Origin of the sequence: Gemmatimonas phototrophica (genome assembly GCF_000695095.2) — a bacterium.
Taxonomy (GTDB): domain Bacteria; phylum Gemmatimonadota; class Gemmatimonadetes; order Gemmatimonadales; family Gemmatimonadaceae; genus Gemmatimonas; species Gemmatimonas phototrophica.
Genome location: NZ_CP011454.1, coordinates 2,837,966 through 2,858,382, shown reverse-complemented (window position 1 = coordinate 2,858,382; position 20,417 = coordinate 2,837,966). Strand labels below are relative to the sequence as shown.

Genomic DNA, 20,417 nt, shown 5'->3' with positions numbered 1-20,417 from the left:
TGCTGTCGCGCACAACATCGGCTGGTCGGCTCAGGGCGCCCGTCGTATGGGGCGCCCCGGGCGCGCTCCCGTGAGTTGCCCGTCGCGTATCACGGCCTGTCCGTTGATGAACAGATGAACCACTCCCTCCGCATAGTGATGCGGATCGGTAAACGTGGCTTTGTCCGCAAAGGTGGCGGGGGTGAACAGCACCAGGTCTGCGATCGCCCCTGGTCGAATGACACCGCGATCGGTCAGGCCGAGCGTGCGGGCCGGCACCGAGGTCATTTTGGCAATGGCGGCCTCGAGGGGCATGAGGCGACGCTGACCAACGTAGTGCGCAAGGACCCGGGGAAACGCCCCATAGCTGCGGGGGTGCGGAAATCCCTTGCCCGGCGTGACCAGATCGCCATCGGTAGAGACCATGGCCACGTCGTGACGCAAAAAGGCCTCGATGTCCTGTTCACTCATCGCCTCCACCGTGGCGGTAAACCCGCCCGCACGCTGCATGGCAATCAGGGCATCTATTGCGGCGTCGAGAGATAACGGCAAACCCTTGGCCGCCAGGTAGTCAGCCAGCGTCTTTCCCACAAACTGCGGCGCGGACGGCAACGTCCGAAAACGAACACTCGCCGCCGTGCCACCGGTCTGGGCCTCAAAAATGGAGCGCATCTCCCGGCGGATGCGCTCCATCAACCGTGGGTTGCCCAGCCGAGCGGTGACCGAGTCCTGATTGTCAGCGAGCACCCAGCCGGGGAACAGCACATCGGAATACGTGCTGTAAGCCGCGTACGGATACACGTCAAAGGAGACGCGCATCCCGCGCGCGTTAAGGGTATCAAAGCCGGCGAGTACCGCCGTACTCTTTCCCCAGTTGGCCTTGCCGGTGCTTTTGAGATGACTCACATGCACCGGCTGCCCGCTGCGCCGGCCAACATCCATGGCCTCGGCCAGTGCATACTCAAGGGCCGCCCCTTCGTCGCGCAGGTGCGTCACGTAGAGCGACCCACGCCGCCGAGCAGTCTGCGCCAGCGCCACAATCTCCTCGGGGGGCGCATAGATGGCCGGGATGTACTCCAGCCCGGTCCCCAGGCCGAACGCCCCGTCATCCATAGCGCGCGCTACGAGCCCCCGCATGCTGTCGAGCTCCGCTGCTGTTGCCGCGCGGTTCTGCGTGCCCATGACGCGCTTGCGAGCCCAGGTGTGCCCCGCGGTCCACATGGTGTTGGGGGCCACACGCAGCGTATCGAGAAAGGCCCCCAACGGGTATGGCTGGTCGAGGCTGTGCAGCGAATTGAAAATGGTCGTGATCCCCTGACGCAGAAAGTTCTCCGCGTCCGGCTGCTGCGCGATGGTACTGATGTGGGCGTGGGGGTCAATGAACCCCGGCGCGACCACCAGTCCGGTGGCATCGACCACTGGTACACCCGTCGACCTGATGCTGGGCGCCACCGCTACGATGCGCCCGTTCTGAAGGGCCACATCCAACCGCTGCGCCGGCGCACCGGTGCCATCAATGATCGTTCCGCCCTTGAGCACCACGTCGAATGACTGTGCGGCCAGCGGGACAGACGTCGACGCGATGGCGGCAGCCATAACCAACAGGGAAGCGGCGAGGCGTGGTATGGAGGCGTGGTTCACCAAGTGAGCGACTCTCCCTGCCAACGGCAGAGCCACACCACCTCAGCTCCGAACGTGTGCCGCAAGGTGTCGCGCACCGACGGAAATGAACTCCCCAAGGCGCAGTTATCCTCATCGTCACCGAGCGCGAGAACCGCCTCGAGCATGCGGTCACGCGCCCAGTCGTGATAGTCCACGAGGGTGCGGGCGTAGCCGGAATTCATGGGCGTCCTGACACGGTCAGCCAATCGGGCCGCTGGCCTTCCGCTTTCGGATGGCGCCAATCCCACGATCGAACAGCTTGCGGTTGAGTGCCTGAATATCCTGGTTCAGCAGGGTGTCCGCGCGCGCCCTGAGCTGCGCCCACTCCGGTTCCAGTTCGGTCAGCCGTTCCCGCGACGGCTTGTTCACCCGCGGGAGGTCGCTCTCTGTGGCGTTCACCATGAACAGCCAGTTCGCCGAGAACTTCTGCGCGAAGTTCTCCACGTCGTCGTAGGCGCGAGACTTTCGCGACACCATGTCGCTATCCCACGCTTTGAGCTTCTCCAGCAGCGTCGCGCCATCACGACGGACCTCGTCGTATTGCGCGCCAGCCGGGAGCCCGGCCACAATTGCCGACAGCTGCTCCTGCGCTTCATGCAGTTCGTTGACCGCGCCATGCATGCGCGATACTTCGCCTTCCACCCGCGTCATGAAGGCGTCGTACTCGGCGAGGGTCGCGGCATCGGTGGTGTGCAACGGATTGTCGCGCACTTCGGCCTCGGCGGTTACCGTGCGATCACCCAACTTCAGCGTCAGACGGTATCGCCCCGGCAGCACTTTGTGCCCTCGGTAGCTCGCTTCGATGTACACCCCTGGCACGCCCGGCATGGTCGCGTTCCGCATGTCCCACACGAATCGATTGAGACCCGTTGTGGTGGACAACGTAGGCTCTCCCGGCGGCCCGCCGTCCCACTTGGTGAAGGTCGTGTCCTTCACCGAGCTGAAGGAACGAATGAGGCGACCCGAAGCGTCGGCGATGTCGAGGGTCACCACATCGGATTTCTTGATCTCGGGCAGCTGATAGTAGAAGACCACACCATTGGCGGGGTTCACACCGGTGAACGTGTCGGTGCCGGTGACGTCCGCGTCCGACGAATTCAAGGCGCTCCCACCGTTCACCAGATAGGCGGGCGCCGGCTGATACGCGTGCAGCGCCGTCGCCTCCTTCTTGTACTGGCGTAGCACGGCGAGATCGTCGAGGATCCAGAAGGCACGCCCCGAAGTGGCCGCGATCAGATTGCCCTGATGCACCTTGAGATCGGTGATGGGCGTGACGGGGAGGTTGAGCTGGAAGGGCGCCCAGTCCAGGCCACCATTCCACGAGACGTAGAGCCCCAGTTCCGTACCGGCAAACAGCAGGTCGCGTCGCCCTTCATCTTCGCGTACCACCCGCGTAAAGGCGCCGGCAGGAATGCCGCGGTCGATCTTCGTCCACGTGGCTCCGTAGTCCGTCGTTTTGTAGAGTCCGGGGGCGTGATCGTTGAACTTGTATCGCGTGGTCGCGATGTACGCCGTGCCCTTGTTGAACGGCGACACCTCAATGGTGTTGATGAGACACTCGGCGAGCCCCTTGGGGGTGACGTTCTTCCAGGTCTTGCCGCCGTCGCGCGTGAGATGCACGAGACCGTCATCACTCCCCGTCCAGATCACGCCGCGCTCGTGTGGCGACTCGGTGATGTAGGCCAGGGTCCCGTAGTTCTCGGCACCGACCGCTTCGTTGGTGTACGGCACACCGGGCTTGCCCTGCTTCTCCTTTTCATTGCGCGTCAGGTCGGGCGAGACGGCTTCCCAGGACTGTCCGAGGTCGGACGTTTTCAGGAGCAGCTGAGCGCCGTGATAGTAGACGTTCGGTTCGTGTTTGCTCCAGATGATCGGGGCGTTCCAGTTGTATCGGTACTTCATGTCCTTCGCATCGCGACCGAGGTACTGGATGGGGGCCGCCATGATTTTGGTTGAAGCTGATGCCCGTGTATCCAACACTTCGATGGTGCCCTGATAGCTGCCGCCCAGGACATAGCGGGGGTTGGTGGGATCAAAGGCGAGGAACGCACTCTCACCACCGGCCGAAGGCCGCCAACTGTCGGTAGTGATTCCGCCACTGGCCAGCTCACGACTGGCGATTGCCACAGACGAATTGTCCTGCTGCCCGGCGTAGATACGATACGGGAACTGGTTGTCCACGCTGATGCGGTAGAACTGTCCCGTGGGTTGCCCGGTCTGCGAACTGAAGCTCTTGCCGCCGTCGAAGGTGATGACCGCGCCACCATCATCGGAGATGATGAAGTTGTCAGGCGCAGTGGGGTTGATCCACATGTCGTGATAATCGCCGTGTACGCCGGAGAGCTCGCTCCACGTCTTGCCTCCATCGTCCGAACGCAGCGCGGGAGCACTGAGCACGTAGATCCGGTTCTCGTTCTTCGGGTCCACAAAGAGCTCGATGTAGTACCACGCACGTTGGACCAGCTGTGGCTCGCTGCTCACCTTGCTCCAGCTCTTGCCGGCATTGTTGGAGACATACAGGCCACGGTCATTCCCCTCTGATTCGCTTTCGATGAGGGCGTAGACCTTTTCCGGGTTGGACGGGTTGACCGCGATGGCCATTTTTCCCATCTTGTCCGGGAGTCCGTCGCTCATTTTCACCCAGGTCTCGCCGGCATCAGTGGACTTGTAGAGTCCACTCCCGGGGCCCCCACTGATGACCTGCCAGGGGAGCCGTCCGTGCTCCCACATGGCCGCGTACATAATGCGCGGGTTGGTCGCATCCATGGACAGTTCGGCGGCGCCCGTGCGCTGGTCAACGAACAGCACCTTTTTCCAGGTCACCCCGCCGTCGGTGGACTTGAAGATGCCGCGTTCAGCGGACGGCCCGTAGAGCGTCCCCTGCGCGGCCACGAAGACCACGTCGGGATTGTTGGGGTGCACCACAATGCGCGAGATGTGTCGCGTGTCCGTGAGACCAATCTTCTTCCACGTCTTGCCGGCATCGGTGGAGCGATAGACGCCGTCACCCGAGTGACTCATCACGCCGCGAATGGCGTGTTCACCCGTGCCGACATACACCACATTCGGGTCGCTCTGGGCCACCGCAATGGCCCCGATGGTACCGGTCGTGAAGAAGCCGTCAGAAATGTTCCGCCAGCTGATCCCCATGTTGTCGGTCTTCCAGACGCCGCCACCCGTTGTTCCCATGTAATAGGTGCGCGGGTTACTGACGACGCCTGTGGAGGTATTTGAGCGACCGCCACGGAATGGGCCGATGGAGCGCCACTTGAGTGGCTTGAAGATGCTATCGGTGGACGGCGCCGCGGGCTGCGCGTTCTGCGCCAGGAGCGTGGGCGTGGTGGCCGCGAGGACCACCAGGAAGCAGAGAGGACGGATCATCGGGGCGGGGGAGGGGACGAATACGTTCCCTCCAAATGTGCGCTGCGCCGCGCGTCGGGGCGAGCACTGGGTGTGGTCCATGCATTACCTGCGATACAGCATTCCCGACCATGCGAACGCCCGGACTCGAACCGGGATGGGTTGCCCCGCCAGCTCCTAAGGCTGATTCAGCAAGACCTAGCGATATTGGCGAGAGAGCCCTAGAGGCACTGAGCGGGCTCTGGAGGCAGGGAAATGCCTTTGGAGTACGACCGTTTCGACGACATGCCAGAAACTTCCTCGGCAGCCTGAATCCGACCAACTTCCGGCGTTACCGATGGGTCGCTAGCCAAGCCAGAGAGAACAATTGCGAATTGTCTCGGTAAAACCGCGCTTGATTCAAAGAAGCGTTTGGATGTTTCACGTAACTGAAAACAACGTATTTCCGTGAAATGGCGAAAATCACCTTCAGGTGGCGGCACCCAAATAATCCTATGGGGATGAAGTCTGTTAATGGGTCATTTCACTAACTCGTCTCCACGGGGCCTTGGTTGCTCATTGTGAAGCGATAGTCAGTCATCAGGTGTTCTGATCATGGGCTAAGCTGACTTTGAGTCGAGCTTCTACTTTCCCATCTCATCCTCTACTTCTACGACATCAAGATAAAACATCTGTTGTAGAGCGGCGGACGTTTCATACATGAACGCAGCATACCGTCGCAATTCTGCGCTATCAACCAACTCGATATCCCTCTTGAGCTTTCTTCTTGCTGACACCTTTCTGCGAACAAATCCTTCAGATTCTTTCCGCTTGTGATAACTGGAATGGAGGAAAGTGTTCCGTCTTGTGTTGCAGAATGTAGCGTACCCCAAAAGTGCTTTGAATGTGGGTTCTTGCTCTTGGGGTAGCTTCGCAAGAGCATGGATCAGCTCGATCTTCTTATCAAAGCTAAGTGCCGAAACTACTGTTTCCCCTGTGTCGTTTTCCTGATCCATCAGCCTCATGAGCACTTGGCTAATCGTCAGGTCGAGCTGTCCATACTCAAATACGACTATTCCGAGTGTAGCGTAAATGGGGTGGGACGGCTCCTGCTCATATTCCCATTCGGAGACGAAAGAGCTAAAGGGTGCGGGAATTTTAATGGTCATCTCAGAGCCTAACACGTCCGAAAAAGACTGAACGCTACCAAGAGCCACACGCCAACCGTGGTCCAAAAGGCATATCGCTGGCTCTGCACAATGGCGTGGTGTCCGACGATGTCCAACTGACCAGATTCTTTTGAGGCTGCCTCCATGGTAACTGGAGCTTGCGAAAGATCCGGCTTTGCGGCCTCAACTGGCGCTGTTACGAACTCCAGCGAATACCGGTCTACTCGACCGAGACGTGGTGGCTCAATCTCTGACGATGTGAAAGTGTCTTCGAAAATCAGTCTCTGATCAGGCTCCATCCAAGACGCATCGCCCTTCTGATTCAGTATTTTTACTCGGTTGGTCGAAATGCTTGGCGACCACTCAGAGTAGAAACCATCAGCTCCACTCAGTCGCAGAGACCCATTGTGCCTTCCGCCGAGTACCTGCTCCACAAGGGCGTCGAACGTGTCGTCTGCAACCGTGATATCGACGCCCAGCCAATCTGGCTGGACAGAATCTTGAAAGTCGATTTCATAGGTGTGGCCCACACCGCCCGCTATCCGGATCTGCTCCACTCTATCCGTTGAGCACGCGATTGGCTGGATGGTCAAACTGAGCTCTTTCAATGCTCGTTCAGTCCCGAGCATCGAGTACGTCATGCCCCCTGTCGGCACCAGTTTAGCAAAGATTCTTCGATTGAATGTTGCATTTCTGGTCTCCGCTGTGTCGTCGACCGCCGAATCGGCATCGTGGTCATTGAACGGGTTAGGGTAGTCTTTCTCAGTAGAGACTAGGTACCGAACATCCTGAAGGTCAAAAAAATGATTGTGAAACCATGGGATGAGTTTATCGCTGGCCGGTTCACCGTCAGCTCTGATCTCTTGAATGAACCACGTGAAGAGAGAGCGGTACTCGTTTTCGAGTGCTACGCGAAGTGTGTAATCGATTTGGTATTGCATTCGTCGACTCCTCGATCTCTGTATATATGAGTCGTGCGCGTCACTAGGTCCGCTCATGGATACACCGAGGGCTAGGACGGTTGATGACAGTGGAGGCGTTTGGTTCGAATAAATAATAGCCTCGACACGTTACATCAGAGAATCATTTCGAAGACCACGGTAATGCACATTGAGTTCGGCAATCGACATTGTGCAGCGGTCCTACAACAACTCATTCGACAGACTGCTTGCGCAGCATCAACCCCCAGCAAGCTGGGAAGTCCAACGGTGGAGTATCGCCCTCGGTATCGCTATCCGGATATTGTCCCATCCAGAACCACCTCGCATTTGTGTACGGTCAGGTAAATGCGCCAAAATCCTGTGAGTCGTTCCCATCCCGTTATTTACCGTCAGATTCTCTTAGCCGTCTGCGGTGGGGAGTAACGGTGTCCGAAACCCCTGTGCCTTTTGGTCCCTTCGGGTTCATCGCCGGTATCCACTCGTAGGAGTGACTGGTTCGTTATCAACGCCTTATTGGACCTCAGATTTCTGTGTCGCTTGAAGTAGATGAGGGTCTATCTCAAGTGCGACCTACATAGATATCAGGGAATTTCCAGGAAAATTCGGAATTCGTCTAATTCGGCCTAGAATCCGTCGTTCTTGGCGGCTTTCTAATTCGGCGTCAGAACGTTCTGGCCTAGTTGAACGGGTAGCTCATCGTGTTCTCAGTAAGCCCCCCCCTCGCCCCCCTTGTTTTTGGTTGTGTTCGGCATTACGTTTGTAGAAACGGTGGTAACAACAAAAATAATGGAGGGTGTGTAATGGCATCTGGGAAATTTGTTAGCTACTTGCGAGTGAGCACCGCCCGTCAGGGGCAGTCTGGGCTTGGTTTGGAGGCGCAGCGTTCTGCGGTCGCCAGCTACCTGAATGGTGGCGATTGGACGCTTGTGGCCGAGTTCGTTGAGGTCGAGAGCGGACGAAAAGAGTCTCGGCCCGAGCTAAAGCGGGCGATAGACGCCTGTCGGATTCACGGCGCTACGCTGGTCGTCGCGAAGCTCGATAGGCTGTCGCGTAGTGCCGTCTTCCTCATGAACCTTCAGGAGTCGGGGGTTCGCTTCGTTGCCGCTGACAATCCGCATATGACCGAAATGGTCGTAGGGATTCTGGCAGTCGTAGCCCAAGAGGAGGCAAAAATGATCTCTACGAGAACTAAGGCCGCGCTGGCGGCTGCGAAGGCGATGGGGCGCAAGCTCGGATCGCCAAAGCCGATGACCGAAGAAATTCGTAGTCTGGGGCGTACTGCAAGTGCGCAGTCTCGGACAAAGCGGTCAAAAGAGTGGCGGTCGCTCATTCTGCCGACAGTACAAAAAGCATTCGAAGAGTCAGGGTCATATGCAGGTGCGTCTAGGATCCTCAATGCTTTGAACATTCCGGCACGGCGAGGAGGTGAGTGGTCGCCTGCGCAAGTTTTCTCGTTGATTTCAACGAGAAGGTGAACTGAAGCCTTCACTCGAACTGTCGAGTGTTTGGCCAATCAATGCGGCGTAAGAGCGGGAACGCCCACACGTTCCATGGACGTGAAATCAGCCCGCACAAAACAAATCTCTTCAGCATCGGAGAGCAGAATAGGGAGAAAGGTTGTTTATGAAGAAAGGCATTGAAACAATGACGGCAGACGATTGTATGTCGTTCACCTTGTGGACACTTGAGGAGGCGGCGGATCGCCTCAAGACGAGCGAGTCATGGCTGAGGAAGAGTTCGTGTCCAACCGTGCGAATAAATAGGAAGCGTCTTTATGATCCGAAGCAGGTGGCGGCGTGGGCGCGCGCGCATCTCACCCATCGCATCGGGGGGGCGGCGTAATGGCATTCAAGCGAGGGAAGACGTATAGCGTCTATGTACGCACTTCTACTGGCCGTGTTCAGCGTTCTACCGGCTCAACTGATAGGGCTTTCGCTAAGCAAATCGAAAGAATGCTTGATGCGTTAGCTGACAAGCGTGATTTCGCGCTCTTGGATGCAGTTGCTTCTAATCGGATAACAATTGGCGAACTCTGGGATTCCTACGCGGCGAAGCAGTTGGATGTATTGCGGGACAAGCTTACGTCGGTTTCAATCAAATCTCTTTGGGAAGGTTGGACGGCTGACGCTAAAGTTAGGGCGCCAAAGTCGTGGGATCAGCAGCAGCATCACGTAAAGTGGATGCTGCAAGGGCTAGAGTCGGTCGCTGAGATCACGGCTGGGGCGATTCGCAATCGCCTTAATTCGCTTGCGAGAAGCGAAGGTACACGACGCCACTATCTCTACAGCGTCGCTAGCTTCTGCAACTACGCAGTTGCCATGGGCGCACTTCCTGCTAGTCCGGTAGCAGACAAGGCGAAGGTCCGTCGTCCCGCCAAGGCAAACAAACGGCAACAGTGGAAAACCATTGAGGATGATCAAAAAATTCTCTCGCACGTAACGGGCCAGCTTAAGCTTGCCCTTACGATCTGTGCGGCAACTGGTGCTGATAGGTCTAGCGTACTCAAACTCAGAGTTTCCGACGTTCAACTTCTACCACTCGGAGAAGTCCCCAATGCCGCTAAGGAGATTGAACATCGGATCAACATTTCTGGAACCAAAACCGAGTATCGCAATCGTCGCGGTGTGAGAATTGAGCCGTGGGCTGTGCCGCAATTACGCAGCGCAATCCAGAACAAGAAGCCCGATGATCTGTTGGTTGTGGGAGTCTCGGCAGACATGATGACCCGAGGTTGGAAGCGGGCCGTGATTGCTGCTGGATTCTCCAATTACTGGCTGCGCGATACCCGCCACAGTTACGCTGTAAGGGCGCTTTTTGAGGGGTATCCGCTCTGGCAAATCAGCGAGTGGCTGGGGCACGCATCAACAGCGATGACGGCGGACATCTATACAAAGTTTGATCCCCAGATAGCGCGAACGGTGAGGGCGCATGGTCGCGCTCTCACCGGAAACGGGGGTAATTCACCGACGACCGATTTGACGACATCCGGCGAAGTACCGGTTGCCGAAGAAGGCAAGGTCGGCAAGCCAAAGCCTTCTGAAGCCAAGTTGGATTCCCCTATGCCACTCGGTGCCACTATGCGAACGGCCGGACTCGAACCGGCATGGGTTGCCCCGCCAGCTCCTAAGGCTGGTGCGTCTACCAATTTCGCCACGTCCGCGTACTGCTCTCCCAATTTAACAGGGTCTCACCCTGTGGTCGATTCCTCGGCAAACCGGGTCAGTCGAACGATTGTTTCCCGGATCTCTTCGGCGGTCGTGGCCGGGTGAATGGGACACAACCGGAACGCCGGTCGCCCCTTGAGCATGGTGGACATCACCAGCGCATAACCGTCGGCCCGCATGGCGTCGGCCGTGCGGGCAATCACGGCATCTGCCTCGGCAGCACCGAGCCCCGCGGGCGACCAGCGGAACGTGACGATGCCCATGGCCGCCGGCGTGACGATCTCCCAGCGGGCATCTTCACGCAGCACCCGTTCGGCCTCCTCGGCCATAGCGAAGCCTACGTCTATGCCGCGACGGAATTCTGCGGCGCCAAAGGTGCGTAACGAGAGCCACAGCTTGAGCGCCTTGAAGCCGCGCGTGAGCTGTACGCCACGCTCATAAAAGTTCACGTCCTGCTGAATGTGCCGCGACACATCAGCCAGGTAATCGGCGTGGTCGTCCTCCTCCACCCGGAATGCGTGCCGCAGCGTGGCCGCATCACGTACCAGCAGGCACCCCAGTTCATACGGTTGAAAGAGCCACTTGTGCGGGTCGAGGGTAATGGAGTCTGCCCGCTCCAACCCCGCCATCAGCGCCTTGCCGCGCGGTGTGAGCACGGCGGCCGCACCGTAGGCGCCGTCCACATGCAGCCACAGTCCCTCACGCTCGCACAGGTCGGCCAGTTCGTGCAGCGGATCGATGGCGCCCGTGTTGGTCGTGCCGGCGTTGGCCACCACACAAAAGGGTTTCATGCCATTGGCGCGGTCTTGTGCGATGGCAGCGGCAAGCGCCGGCACGGACAAGCGATACTGGTCGTCGGTGGCCACGGCGCGACGTTGCTGCTTGCCGAAGCCGAGGATACGCAGCCCCTTGAACATGGACGAATGCGTCTGGTCGGAGCAGTACACCACCGCCTGCATGTCATGGCCACCCAAGCGTGCTTCACGCGCGGCCACGATGGCGGACAGATTGGCCATGGAGCCACCGCTTACCAGAATGCCACCACCAGTCGCCGGCAAGCCGCAGGCGTCACGCAACCACTCCAGCACCGTGAGCTCAATCTGCGAGGCCGCGGAAGACGCGAGCCAATGCCCCGCGAAGATGTTGTGCCCGCTCATGAGGAAATCGCCAACCACACTCACGAAGTTGGTGGGGCTGGGCACGAACGCATAGAAACGCGGGTGGTCCGCGTGGAACGCATTGGGAAAGACATCCTGCGCCAGGATGTCCATGAGCTCCGACACGGGCGTTGGCGCTTCCGGGAGCGGCGTGTGCAGCCGGGACACCGCCTCGTCGCGGGTGAGCGTGGTGGCGGTGGGGTTGTCGCGATTGGTCTCGAAATGGTGGATCACCATGCCGAGGGCGCGCGCGCCGAGAGCGTGCATCTCGTCGCGGGTAAGTTGGAGCGGTGCAGTCATAGCTCCGAAGGTAGCAGCGTGCGGGGGGCGGTGGTAACGTAGCCCATGCCTGACTTCCTCCAGCGTATCCGACGTACGTGGCTGCCAGTGGTGTGGGCCGTAGCCATTACCATGTTTGCGATGCAAGCACGGCCCATTAGGGCGCAGGCCCCCCCACCGGGCACCGTGATCACCGGCATCCCCGCTGGCGGGGACTCGGTGGAGCAGCGGCGCATGGGCGCCGAGGCCGGGGTGCGTCTGGTACGTTCCTTTGACGGCCTGGGGGCTGGCTTCGTGGGGCCGCATGGCGCCGTTGCGCTTCGCAATCCGAGTGACAACTCGCTGGCCGTTGGCCGCACCCATATTGTGCAGACGGTCAACAGTCAGTGGGCCATCTTCCGAAAGGATGGCACACCGGTATATGGCCCGCTCCCTACCAACGCGGTGTTCAAGGGGTTCGGGGGGGCTTGCGAAGAGGTGCTGAGCGGCGACGCCGTGGTGCGCTACGATCAGTTGGCAGATCGCTGGCTGTTGGTGCTCCCCATCTTCCGCCGGGTGGCCGCTCGAACCGGCGCCCCCGGCCCGCGCACGGCGCGGCTGGTTATTCCCCCAGCAGTCACCGACTCCGCCGTTCGCCCGCTGCCGCCTCGCGGCAGCCCGGATACCGTGAAAGGCGACTATGCCATGTGCTACGCCGTGAGTGCCACCAGTAACCCGCTGGGAGCGTGGCACCGGTATGAGTTCACCCGGCCGCTGTTCCCCGACTATCCGCGCCCCGCAGTATGGCCCGATGGCTACTATGTGCCCACCAGCACCGGCGACGAAGTGGTGGAGAAGCATCTCTGTGTGGCCGAACGCCGACGCATGCTGCGAGGGCTCGCTGCGCGCGAACTGTGCCGCATTATCCCCGGCGTGAACTTTCTCAATACGGCCGATCTGGATGGTCGTCGGGTGCCCGCACCGGGCTCGCCGCATCTGATTCTTGCCGCCGGTGGGACACAGCTGCGTGGCGTGGTGGAAAGTGCCGAGTTGCAGCTGTGGCGTTTTTCGGTGAATTGGCGCGATACCAGCAAGACCACCCTGCGTGGCCCGCAATCCATTCCCGTGGCCCCCTATCGATACCTGTGCGGTGGGCAACTCACCAACTGCGTTCCGCAGCCCGGCACCGAGCGGCGGTTGGACTCGCAGGGTGACAAACTCATGCCGCGGCTGGTGTATCGGCGCATGGGTACCCACGACGCGATGGTCGCCGTGCATTCCATCAATACCGCGCAGGGAACCGGCGGCGTGCGCTGGTATGAATTGCGCGTGTCGTCGGCAGGGGATGTTACGGTGCACCAGCAGGGGACGTATGCACCCGACAGTCTCTATCGCTGGTTGCCCAGCGCCGCCATGGACCGGTTTGGCAACATTGGCCTGGGGTACTCCGTGGGCGACCAGCACACCTATCCGGGGCAGCGCTTTGCCGGCCGTACCCCGCAGCAGCACCCGGGAACGCTGGGTCTTCGTGAAACCTCGTTGGTGAACGGAGCCGCGCCGCAAACGACAACGCTGCGCTGGGAAGACTATACCCAGACCGCCGTTGATCCGGTGGATGATTGCACCATCTGGTATGTCGGCGACTATCTGCGCGCCGGCGCCACGTCCTATTCCACCCGCATCGGGGCATTCCGAATGCCCGGCTGCCGCTAACGGCAGTTCAATACATCCCCCTTCACGCCAGAAATCATGCGATTCTCGCCAGTGTGGCTCGCAGTTGTTGCCATCGTGGGGCTCTCCACGCCCGCCCGCGCCCAGGCCCGCAAAGTGTACATCTCCGTCGATATGGAAGGCATCAGCGGAGTGAACAGCGACAATCAGACGTCGGCTGCCGGTGCTGAATACGGACGCGCCCGCAAGCTGATGGTAGAAGACGCCAACGCGGCCATTCGCGGCGCCTTTGAAGGAGGCGCAATGCAGGTCGTCGTGAATGACTCACACGGCAGTCAGCGCAACATCCTGCCGGAAGATCTTGATCAGCGGGCGCATCTCATCAGCCACAGCTTCAAGCGACATGGCATGATGGAGGGGCTCGACTCCACGTTCGACGCCATCATCTTCGTAGGCTATCACGCGAAGGCTGGTTCCCCTCGGGGGGTGTTTGCCCATACGGGATCGGGCGTGCTGCGCGATCTGCAGATCAATGGCCAGTCGGTTGGTGAAGGCGGGATGAACGCCTTTCTGGCACGATGGTTCGGTGTTCCGGTGATCATGATCACCGGAGACGATGTCGCCGTGGCGGAACAGAAGGAAACCACCCCGCAGGTGCGTGGCGTGACCGTGAAGCGGGCCATCAACTCGCGCGCCGTGGAATTGCGGCCGCTGGCGGACACGCGGAAAGAGATCCAGGAAGTGGCAAAGGCCACCGTGGCGGCTGCACGCAAGGCGCCACCGGAACGACTGGCTCGCTACGTGGTACGCATGGAAATGCGTGATCCCACGATTCCCGAAGTGGCGTCAGCGTTTCGCGAAATCCGTTTGGTGAACCCTACCACCGTGGAGTTCACCCGCGAATCCATGCCGGACGCCTATCGGCTTATTCGAGTGATCTATCGTTTCATCAACACCGACTGATGGTCGGCCATTCGTACCGGGAGGTTCCATGATTCATCGCTTTCGCACTCACGCCTTGGCATCGTTGATGGCGATGTGTGCCGCCGCCACCAGTGGCCACGCCCAGGCTGGCTCCACCAAGGGAGTTTTTCTCGGACTTCAATACGCCGGCGCCTCGGTGAGTGTAAAGTCGGCCGCTGAGGATCTTGAGTTTGGCAATGGATTCGGGCTGCACGCGGGTATTGGGCTGAGCGACCGGTGGTCGGTGCTCGTCAACTTCGACCGCAGTGTGCTGACGGGTGCGGACAGCGATGCCGAGGTAAAGCTCTCGCAGTATGACGCGCTGCTGCGCTGGCATCTGTTCCCCGGGCCCGCTTCGCCGCTGCGTATTTTCGCCACTGCTGGCGCCACCGGGCGCGCCGTGACGGGACGCACGGAGTTTGAAGGGATTGCACCCACCGGTGGTGCTGGTGTGCATCTCTTTCTCACGCCACAGATCGCGCTGAATGGTACAGCGCTCTGGACGTTCGGAAATCTGACCCGTGCGAGTGAGCTGTCGAACGCGACGCGCGAATCGTTCCGGTCCACCGGCACGCGCGTGCAGGCTGGAGTCTCGCTCTATTTGTTCAGCCGCTGACCGGCATCAGTACACACACCTGAGACACCGCATTGCAAAGCGGGTGGGACGATCGAGAGATCATCCCACCCGCTTTCGCAAGCCGCTCTGGCCAACTGCGCCGAGGGCGATTCCTGCTCAGCCGCCGATGCGCAGATTCACCACGCGCTGGCCCAGGCGAGGGTCCATCGACTGTACCAGCAGGCTCACGTAGTCACCGTCTTTGAGAGCGGCAATGGCGGCCTGCAGGTCTGCCACGCTGCGCACGTCGCGCTGCGGCTTGGGGTAGAGCACCGCCAACACCACGTCGCTGCCGGCGGCAATCTTGTCGCGGGCCGGACCATCTTCCGAGACCTCGGCCACGCGTACGCCACGTCCATTCGTGCGCAAACGCGTCGCGATGTCGGCCGGCAGGGCCTCCACGGTAAGTCCCAGTTTGCCGGCCGACGGGTTGGCCGCTGCCCCCGGTGTTTCCGTGTTGTTGGCGAGGCGCATGATGTTTTCGGCTTCCACCAGACGTACTTCAAAGCGCTTCTTGGTGCCAAAGCGCATGACCTCCACCGGGATGCGTTCGCCCACCTTTCGCATCCGCACGATACGCTGCAGCGAGCTCACGCGATCGACGGGCTTGCCGTCTACCGTGATGATGACGTCGCCTACTTCAATACCGGCCGCCTTGGCGGGGCCGCCATCGGGCGGGTTAAAGCCAGCCACCTTCACGCCAGCCACCCGTGCAAGGCCATTGATGCCGGCATCTTCCGGCTCAATGCGGGTAACGGACACGCCCATCACGGGAAGCCGTACGCGGCCTTCCTTGATCAGATCGTCGGTAACGTTCTTGACGAGCGTTATGGGAATGGCAAAGCCGTATCCGGAGTAGAAGCCGGTTTGGCTGGCGATGGCGCTGTTCAGCCCAATGACTTCGCCGCGCATGTTGATGAGCGGCCCACCCGAGTTGCCGGGATTGATGGCGGCGTCGGTCTGGATGAAGTCGGAAATGGTGAAGTTGCCGGCGTTGGGCAGATTGATTTCCGAACCACGCCCCTTGGCAGAGATGATGCCCGCCGTCACGGTGAAATCCAGACCGAGCGGGTTGCCAACGGCCAGCACCCACTCGCCAATGCGCGTGGTTTCGTCGTTGCCGATCGTGAGCGTGGGGAGCCCCTTGGCATCGATCTTCACGACGGCCACGTCGGTGGTGGAGTCGGTGCCCACGACCTTGGCTTTGAACTGACGCCCGTCGCTGAGCGTAATGGAGACTTGGTCGGCATCGGCCACCACGTGATTGTTGGTCACGATGTAGCCGTCAGTGCTCATGATGAAGCCTGAGCCTTCACCGCGCTGCTGACGCTGCTGACGCTGCTGAGGGCCCCCGAACTGCTCGAGGAACTCCTCCATGCCCTGCGGATCGCGGCCACGCGGGTTGCCACGCGGGCGCACGGTGCGGGTGGTGTTGACGGCCACGACGCCGGGGGTGACCCGCTCGGCGATATCGGCAAAGCTCCCGGTCCCCTCGGGGCTCATGGGACCACGGGCCGAGACCACCGGGCGGTTCCCCGAGGTGCTCTGGGCCCAACTGATTTTCGTCCAGTCCATCCCGGACGCGAAGAACACGCCGCCAGCGAAGCTGACAACGGCGGCAGTAGCGAAGCGGAATCGTGAGAATCGTGCAGCCATGGCTCGATTGGTGTTGATGGTACGGGACCTATCTGTTCAAAACGTCCTCAGTAAGACACCGAAGCCCCGCCGGTAGTTTCCGGCGGGGCTCGGCGCAACGCCAGATGCGCGTTACTTCTTGTCGTCCACGATCTCGTAATCGGCCTCGACCACGTCGTCCTGCTTGGCCTGGGCCCCCGCGTCACCCTGCGGGGCGGCTCCCTCGGCGGCGGGCGCGCCTTCCGACGACGCCTGCTGCTGATAGAACGCCTGACCGGCCTCGCTGTAGGCCTTGCTCAGTTCTTCCTGAGCGGCCCGGATCTCGTTCAAGTCGTCGCCGCGCAAAGCCTTACGGGCCCGTTCGATGGCCGCATCGATGCGCTCCTTGAGGGGAGCCGCCACCTTGTCACCCCATTCCTTGACGTTCTTTTCGACTTCGTAGGTCTGCGAGTCGAGGCGGTTGCGGGTGTCGATTTCCTCGCGGCGTTTCTTGTCTTCGGCCGAGTTCTTTTCCGCGTCCTTGACCATGCGGTCGATCTCGTTGTCCGACAAGCCGCTGGAGGCTTCGATACGGATCTTCTGTTCCTTGCCGCTCGCCTTGTCGCGCGCGGTCACGTGCAGAATGCCGTTGGCGTCGATGTCGAAGGTGACTTCCACCTGCGGCATGCCGCGCGGAGCGGGCGGGATACCCGTGAGCTGGAACTTGCCAATCGTGCGGTTATACACCGCCAGATCGCGCTCGCCCTGCAGTACGTGGATCTCGACCGTCGTCTGGTTGTCGTCGGCGGTGGAGAAGGTTTCCGCCTTCTTGGTGGGGATGGTCGTGTTGCGCGGGATGAGCACCGTCATCACGCCGCCCAGCGTTTCAATGCCGAGCGAGAGCGGGGTGACGTCGAGCAGCAGCACGTCCTTCTGTTCACCGGTGAGGACCGCGCCCTGAATGGCGGCGCCCACGGCGACCACTTCGTCCGGATTGACGCCCTTGTTGGGCTCCTTGCCGAAGAAGTTCTTGACGACTTCTTGGATCTTGGGAATGCGCGTGGAGCCACCGACCAGAATGATCTCGTCGATTTCGCTGGGCTTCATGCCGGCATCGTCGAGCGCCTTCTTCATGGGCTCGAGCGTGCGCTGAATGAGGTCGTCCACGAGCTGCTCAAACTTGGCGCGCGAGAGCGTGTAGTTGAGGTGCTTGGGGCCCGACGCGTCGGCGGTGATGAAGGGCAGGTTGATGTCCGTCGTGCTCGCGCTCGACAGCTCCATCTTGGCCTTTTCACCGGCTTCCTTGAGGCGCTGCAGTGCCATCGGGTCCTTGGACAGGTCGATGCCCTGGTCGCGCTTGAACTCGGCCACGAGCCAGTCCATGACGCGCTGGTCGAAGTCGTCACCGCCGAGGTGGGTATCACCGTTGGTGGACTTCACTTCGAACTGGCGCGTGCCGTCCACGTCGTACAGTTCGAGGACGGAGATGTCGTAGGTCCCGCCGCCCAAGTCGAAGACGGCGACCTTTTCGTCGGTCTTCTTGTTCTTGTCGAGGCCGTAGGCGAGGGCCGCCGCCGTGGGTTCGTTGACGATGCGCAGCACTTCGAGACCGGCGATCTTGCCGGCGTCCTTGGTGGCCTGGCGCTGGGCGTCGTTGAAGTAGGCCGGGACGGTGATAACGGCCTTGGTGACGCTGTGTCCGAGGTAGTCTTCGGCCGTCTGCTTCATCTTCTGCAGGATCATGGCCGAGATTTCGGGAGGCGTGTAGCGCTTGCCACCCACTTCCACGGCCGCCACATCGTTCGGGCCGGCGACGATCTTGTAGGGGACGCGCGACTGCTCGCTCTGGGCTTCCGCGACGCGGCGGCCCATGAAGCGCTTGATGGAGAAGATGGTGTTCTGCGGGTTCGTGACGGCCTGCCGCTTGGCGATCTGGCCAACCAGGCGCTCGCCGTCCTTCGTAAAGCCGACCACGGACGGCGTGGTGCGCCCGCCTTCGGCGTTGGGAATCACGACCGGATCGCCACCTTCCAGCACCGACACCACAGAGTTGGTGGTGCCGAGGTCGATGCCGATAACTTTTTCAGCCATGGGGATCTCGTTGGAGTACCAGATGTTGGCGTAGGGCAGGCGGAGGCGCCGGCACCCACTGATGCTTCTGCTCCGTTAGAGGCAAGCGCCGGGCCGTCATTCCCCTGCCGGATGGGCGTATTTCGTGGGCAAATCCAGTGAATGAGGGCTGTCTCTCCGGCAGTCTGCCATTTTGACCTGAGGGTGCTGCCGTGTTTCCCATTTCGGACGACAATCCCACGCTTCGGACTCCCGTGATGACCATCGTGGTGTTGGTAGCCACGTGGGCAGTGTGGTTCTGGGTGCAGGGCGGGGGGACGCCGCTGCCGCTGGCCATCAGCGTGTGTGATCTGGGGTTTGTCCCCGGTGAAGTCAGTGGGCGGGCTCCCCTGGGGTTGGGGGTGCCGTTGGGGGTCGTGGATGGGCAGCCCCTGGCCTGTGTGGTGGACGATCACCGGATCAATTGGCTGACCCCGATCCTGTCGATGTTCCTGCACGGCAGCTGGGGGCACATCATTGGCAATTCCCTGTACCTCTGGGTGTTCGGCAACAACGTGGAGGACAGTATGGGGCGGGTGCGCTTCGTGGCGTTCTACCTGCTTACCGGGGTGGCGGCGGCGCTGGCGCATCTGGCCGTGGACCCTGGATCACCGGTGCCGACCGTAGGGGCATCGGGGGCCATTTCGGGGATCATGGGGGCGTATCTGGTGCTGTACCCGAAGGTGCGGGTGCGCACCTTCATTCCCCCATTTTTCTTTCTGCAGTTCCCGGCGTGGCTGGTGCTGATCCTTTGGTTTGGGAGCCAAGTCGTTTCCGGTCTGCCAGATCTTTCCCCCCTCCGCCGTGAGATTTCGGGCGGGGTGGCCGTTTGGGCTCACGTGGGCGGGTTTGTGGCAGGCGCGCTGCTGGCCCGGCTGTTTGAGAACCCGGAACTGGTCCGCCGCCGTCGGGTCGTTTCTGACGCGAAAGTGGTTTGGTCCTGAACTATCGCCCGGTCGGCAAATACGTCTTGGCATTGTCTCGCGCGTGTAACATCCCCCAAACGTTTCCTTGTGCGGATGGCGAAGACCCCGTGGTGACGTTTTCGTTACAGGGCTCGTGGTCCCCCCGGATGAGGCTGACGGCGCGGATCCCCGCGCGTGGTATCATTCCCGCGAGCACCTGATTTGGCATTCCTCAAGCCCACTCGCTGCCGTGAAGCTTTTTTCCAAAGACGAAACGTTCTTCGATCACTTCCGCGGACTCGCGGTGCACATCAGCGAAGCCGCCACGTTGCTGCGTACGCTGTTCGAAAATCCGGCCAATGCGGCCCAGATTTCGGTGCAGATCAAGAAGGTGGAAACGGATGGTGATGCCATCGTCCACCTGATCAATCAGCGGATTGATACCAGCTTCGTTACACCGCTCGATCGCGAAGACATTCACATGTTGGCCAAGCGATTGGACAACGTGATCGACCTGATCAATGGGGCGTCGCGCCGCGTGGTCATGTTCCGTGTCACGGCGCCGCGAGATGGTGGTGTGCAGATGGCGGACGTGCTGGTGCGTGCCGGCAAGGAGATTCTGCAGGCCGTGGGCAACATCTCCAAGCGTCAGCGCATGATGGAGCACGGCCGCGCGGTCAAGATGCTGGAAGAAGAAGGCGATGTGCTGTATGCCCAGGCGGTCGGGGCCCTGTTCGAGAAGGACGAGCCGGCGATTGAAGTGTTGAAGTGGAAGGAGATCTTTGACGCGCTGGAAGAAGCGATCGATGAGTGCGAAGACGTGTCGAACACGCTCGAAAGCATCGCGCTCAAGAACAGCTGATCAGCCGA

Annotated in this window: 14 protein-coding genes and 1 tRNA gene; 6 read left to right on the top strand and 9 right to left on the bottom strand. The window is 60.7% G+C overall.

Annotated elements, in window-relative coordinates; all coding sequences use genetic code 11:
* Positions 1–30: 30 nt before the first annotated feature.
* The 5 genes from GEMMAAP_RS12115 to GEMMAAP_RS12095 form a co-directional block, all read right to left on the bottom strand.
* Positions 31–1,575, bottom strand: a complete 1,545-nt coding sequence (locus GEMMAAP_RS12115; RefSeq protein ID WP_043580669.1) for an N-acyl-D-amino-acid deacylase family protein — start codon at positions 1,573–1,575, stop codon at positions 31–33.
* Between the two features lie 41 nt (positions 1,576–1,616).
* The gene (locus GEMMAAP_RS12110; protein WP_053334087.1) at positions 1,617–1,823 is read right to left on the bottom strand and encodes a DinB family protein; all 207 of its coding nucleotides are present in this window, start codon (positions 1,821–1,823) and stop codon (positions 1,617–1,619) included.
* 16 nt (positions 1,824–1,839) lie between these two features.
* Positions 1,840–5,022: a WD40/YVTN/BNR-like repeat-containing protein gene (locus tag GEMMAAP_RS12105; RefSeq protein ID WP_026849569.1), complete on the bottom strand. Its 3,183-nt coding sequence runs from the start codon at positions 5,020–5,022 to the stop codon at positions 1,840–1,842.
* Positions 5,023–5,624: 602 nt separating this feature from the next.
* Positions 5,625–6,149 carry a hypothetical protein gene (locus tag GEMMAAP_RS12100; protein ID WP_026849570.1) on the bottom strand — a complete coding sequence of 175 codons (525 nt, stop codon included), beginning with the start codon at positions 6,147–6,149 and terminating at the stop codon, positions 5,625–5,627.
* 8 nt (positions 6,150–6,157) lie between these two features.
* A complete protein-coding gene (locus tag GEMMAAP_RS12095; RefSeq protein ID WP_026849571.1) occupies positions 6,158–7,090 on the bottom strand; it encodes a hypothetical protein in 933 nt (310 codons plus the stop codon).
* Between the two features lie 833 nt (positions 7,091–7,923).
* Between GEMMAAP_RS12095 and GEMMAAP_RS12090 the strand changes: the two genes are divergently transcribed.
* The gene (locus GEMMAAP_RS12090; RefSeq protein ID WP_202969124.1) at positions 7,924–8,565 is read left to right on the top strand and encodes a recombinase family protein; all 642 of its coding nucleotides are present in this window, start codon (positions 7,924–7,926) and stop codon (positions 8,563–8,565) included.
* Positions 8,566–10,168: 1,603 nt separating this feature from the next.
* Here the strand turns inward: GEMMAAP_RS12090 and GEMMAAP_RS12075 are convergent.
* Both GEMMAAP_RS12075 and GEMMAAP_RS20590 read right to left on the bottom strand, forming a co-directional pair.
* Positions 10,169–10,250, bottom strand: a tRNA-Leu gene (locus tag GEMMAAP_RS12075).
* Positions 10,251–10,277: 27 nt separating this feature from the next.
* A complete protein-coding gene (locus GEMMAAP_RS20590; RefSeq protein ID WP_026849573.1) occupies positions 10,278–11,711 on the bottom strand; it encodes a pyridoxal phosphate-dependent decarboxylase family protein in 1,434 nt (477 codons plus the stop codon).
* 45 nt (positions 11,712–11,756) lie between these two features.
* Here GEMMAAP_RS20590 and GEMMAAP_RS20585 point away from each other — a divergent pair, with 45 nt between their 5' ends.
* The 3 genes from GEMMAAP_RS20585 to GEMMAAP_RS12055 are packed head-to-tail and all read left to right on the top strand — an operon-like array spanning position 11,757 to position 14,919.
* Entirely contained in the window at positions 11,757–13,382 is a 1,626-nt protein-coding gene (locus GEMMAAP_RS20585) for a hypothetical protein (RefSeq protein WP_158514843.1), read from the top strand.
* A 36-nt stretch (positions 13,383–13,418) separates the two neighbouring features.
* Positions 13,419–14,303, top strand: a complete 885-nt coding sequence (locus tag GEMMAAP_RS12060; protein WP_082821274.1) for a M55 family metallopeptidase — start codon at positions 13,419–13,421, stop codon at positions 14,301–14,303.
* A 28-nt stretch (positions 14,304–14,331) separates the two neighbouring features.
* Complete coding sequence (locus tag GEMMAAP_RS12055; RefSeq protein ID WP_026849576.1) at positions 14,332–14,919, top strand: outer membrane beta-barrel protein; 588 nt, start codon at positions 14,332–14,334, stop codon at positions 14,917–14,919.
* A gap of 117 nt (positions 14,920–15,036) precedes the next feature.
* Here the strand turns inward: GEMMAAP_RS12055 and GEMMAAP_RS12050 are convergent, their stop codons facing one another.
* Positions 15,037–16,575 (bottom strand): Do family serine endopeptidase, encoded by a 1,539-nt coding sequence (locus GEMMAAP_RS12050; RefSeq protein ID WP_053334089.1) that lies wholly within the window; start codon positions 16,573–16,575, stop codon positions 15,037–15,039.
* Between the two features lie 111 nt (positions 16,576–16,686).
* Positions 16,687–18,624 (bottom strand): molecular chaperone DnaK, encoded by a 1,938-nt coding sequence (gene dnaK, locus GEMMAAP_RS12045; RefSeq protein WP_026849577.1) that lies wholly within the window; start codon positions 18,622–18,624, stop codon positions 16,687–16,689.
* A gap of 191 nt (positions 18,625–18,815) precedes the next feature.
* On the opposite strand from dnaK, the gene GEMMAAP_RS12040 reads away from it, so the two are divergent.
* Together GEMMAAP_RS12040 and GEMMAAP_RS12035 are read left to right on the top strand one after the other, a co-directional pair.
* A complete protein-coding gene (locus GEMMAAP_RS12040; protein WP_026849578.1) occupies positions 18,816–19,586 on the top strand; it encodes a rhomboid family intramembrane serine protease in 771 nt (256 codons plus the stop codon).
* A 211-nt stretch (positions 19,587–19,797) separates the two neighbouring features.
* Positions 19,798–20,409 carry a DUF47 domain-containing protein gene (locus tag GEMMAAP_RS12035; RefSeq protein WP_026849579.1) on the top strand — a complete coding sequence of 204 codons (612 nt, stop codon included), beginning with the start codon at positions 19,798–19,800 and terminating at the stop codon, positions 20,407–20,409.
* Positions 20,410–20,417: the final 8 nt, after the last annotated feature.

What these genes read in the sequence shown, in the direction of transcription:
- GEMMAAP_RS12115 (WP_043580669.1), bottom strand. Translation starts at nt 1,575, where the DNA reads ATGGCTGCCGCCATCGCGTCGACGTCTGTCCCGCTGGCCGCACAGTCA.
- GEMMAAP_RS12110 (WP_053334087.1), bottom strand. Translation starts at nt 1,823, where the DNA reads ATGAATTCCGGCTACGCCCGCACCCTCGTGGACTATCACGACTGGGCG.
- GEMMAAP_RS12105 (WP_026849569.1), bottom strand. Translation starts at nt 5,022, where the DNA reads ATGATCCGTCCTCTCTGCTTCCTGGTGGTCCTCGCGGCCACCACGCCC.
- GEMMAAP_RS12100 (WP_026849570.1), bottom strand. Translation starts at nt 6,149, where the DNA reads ATGACCATTAAAATTCCCGCACCCTTTAGCTCTTTCGTCTCCGAATGG.
- GEMMAAP_RS12095 (WP_026849571.1), bottom strand. Translation starts at nt 7,090, where the DNA reads ATGCAATACCAAATCGATTACACACTTCGCGTAGCACTCGAAAACGAG.
- GEMMAAP_RS20590 (WP_026849573.1), bottom strand. Translation starts at nt 11,711, where the DNA reads ATGACTGCACCGCTCCAACTTACCCGCGACGAGATGCACGCTCTCGGC.
- GEMMAAP_RS20585 (WP_158514843.1), top strand. Translation starts at nt 11,757, where the DNA reads ATGCCTGACTTCCTCCAGCGTATCCGACGTACGTGGCTGCCAGTGGTG.
- GEMMAAP_RS12060 (WP_082821274.1), top strand. Translation starts at nt 13,419, where the DNA reads ATGCGATTCTCGCCAGTGTGGCTCGCAGTTGTTGCCATCGTGGGGCTC.
- GEMMAAP_RS12055 (WP_026849576.1), top strand. Translation starts at nt 14,332, where the DNA reads ATGATTCATCGCTTTCGCACTCACGCCTTGGCATCGTTGATGGCGATG.
- GEMMAAP_RS12050 (WP_053334089.1), bottom strand. Translation starts at nt 16,575, where the DNA reads ATGGCTGCACGATTCTCACGATTCCGCTTCGCTACTGCCGCCGTTGTC.
- dnaK (WP_026849577.1), bottom strand. Translation starts at nt 18,624, where the DNA reads ATGGCTGAAAAAGTTATCGGCATCGACCTCGGCACCACCAACTCTGTG.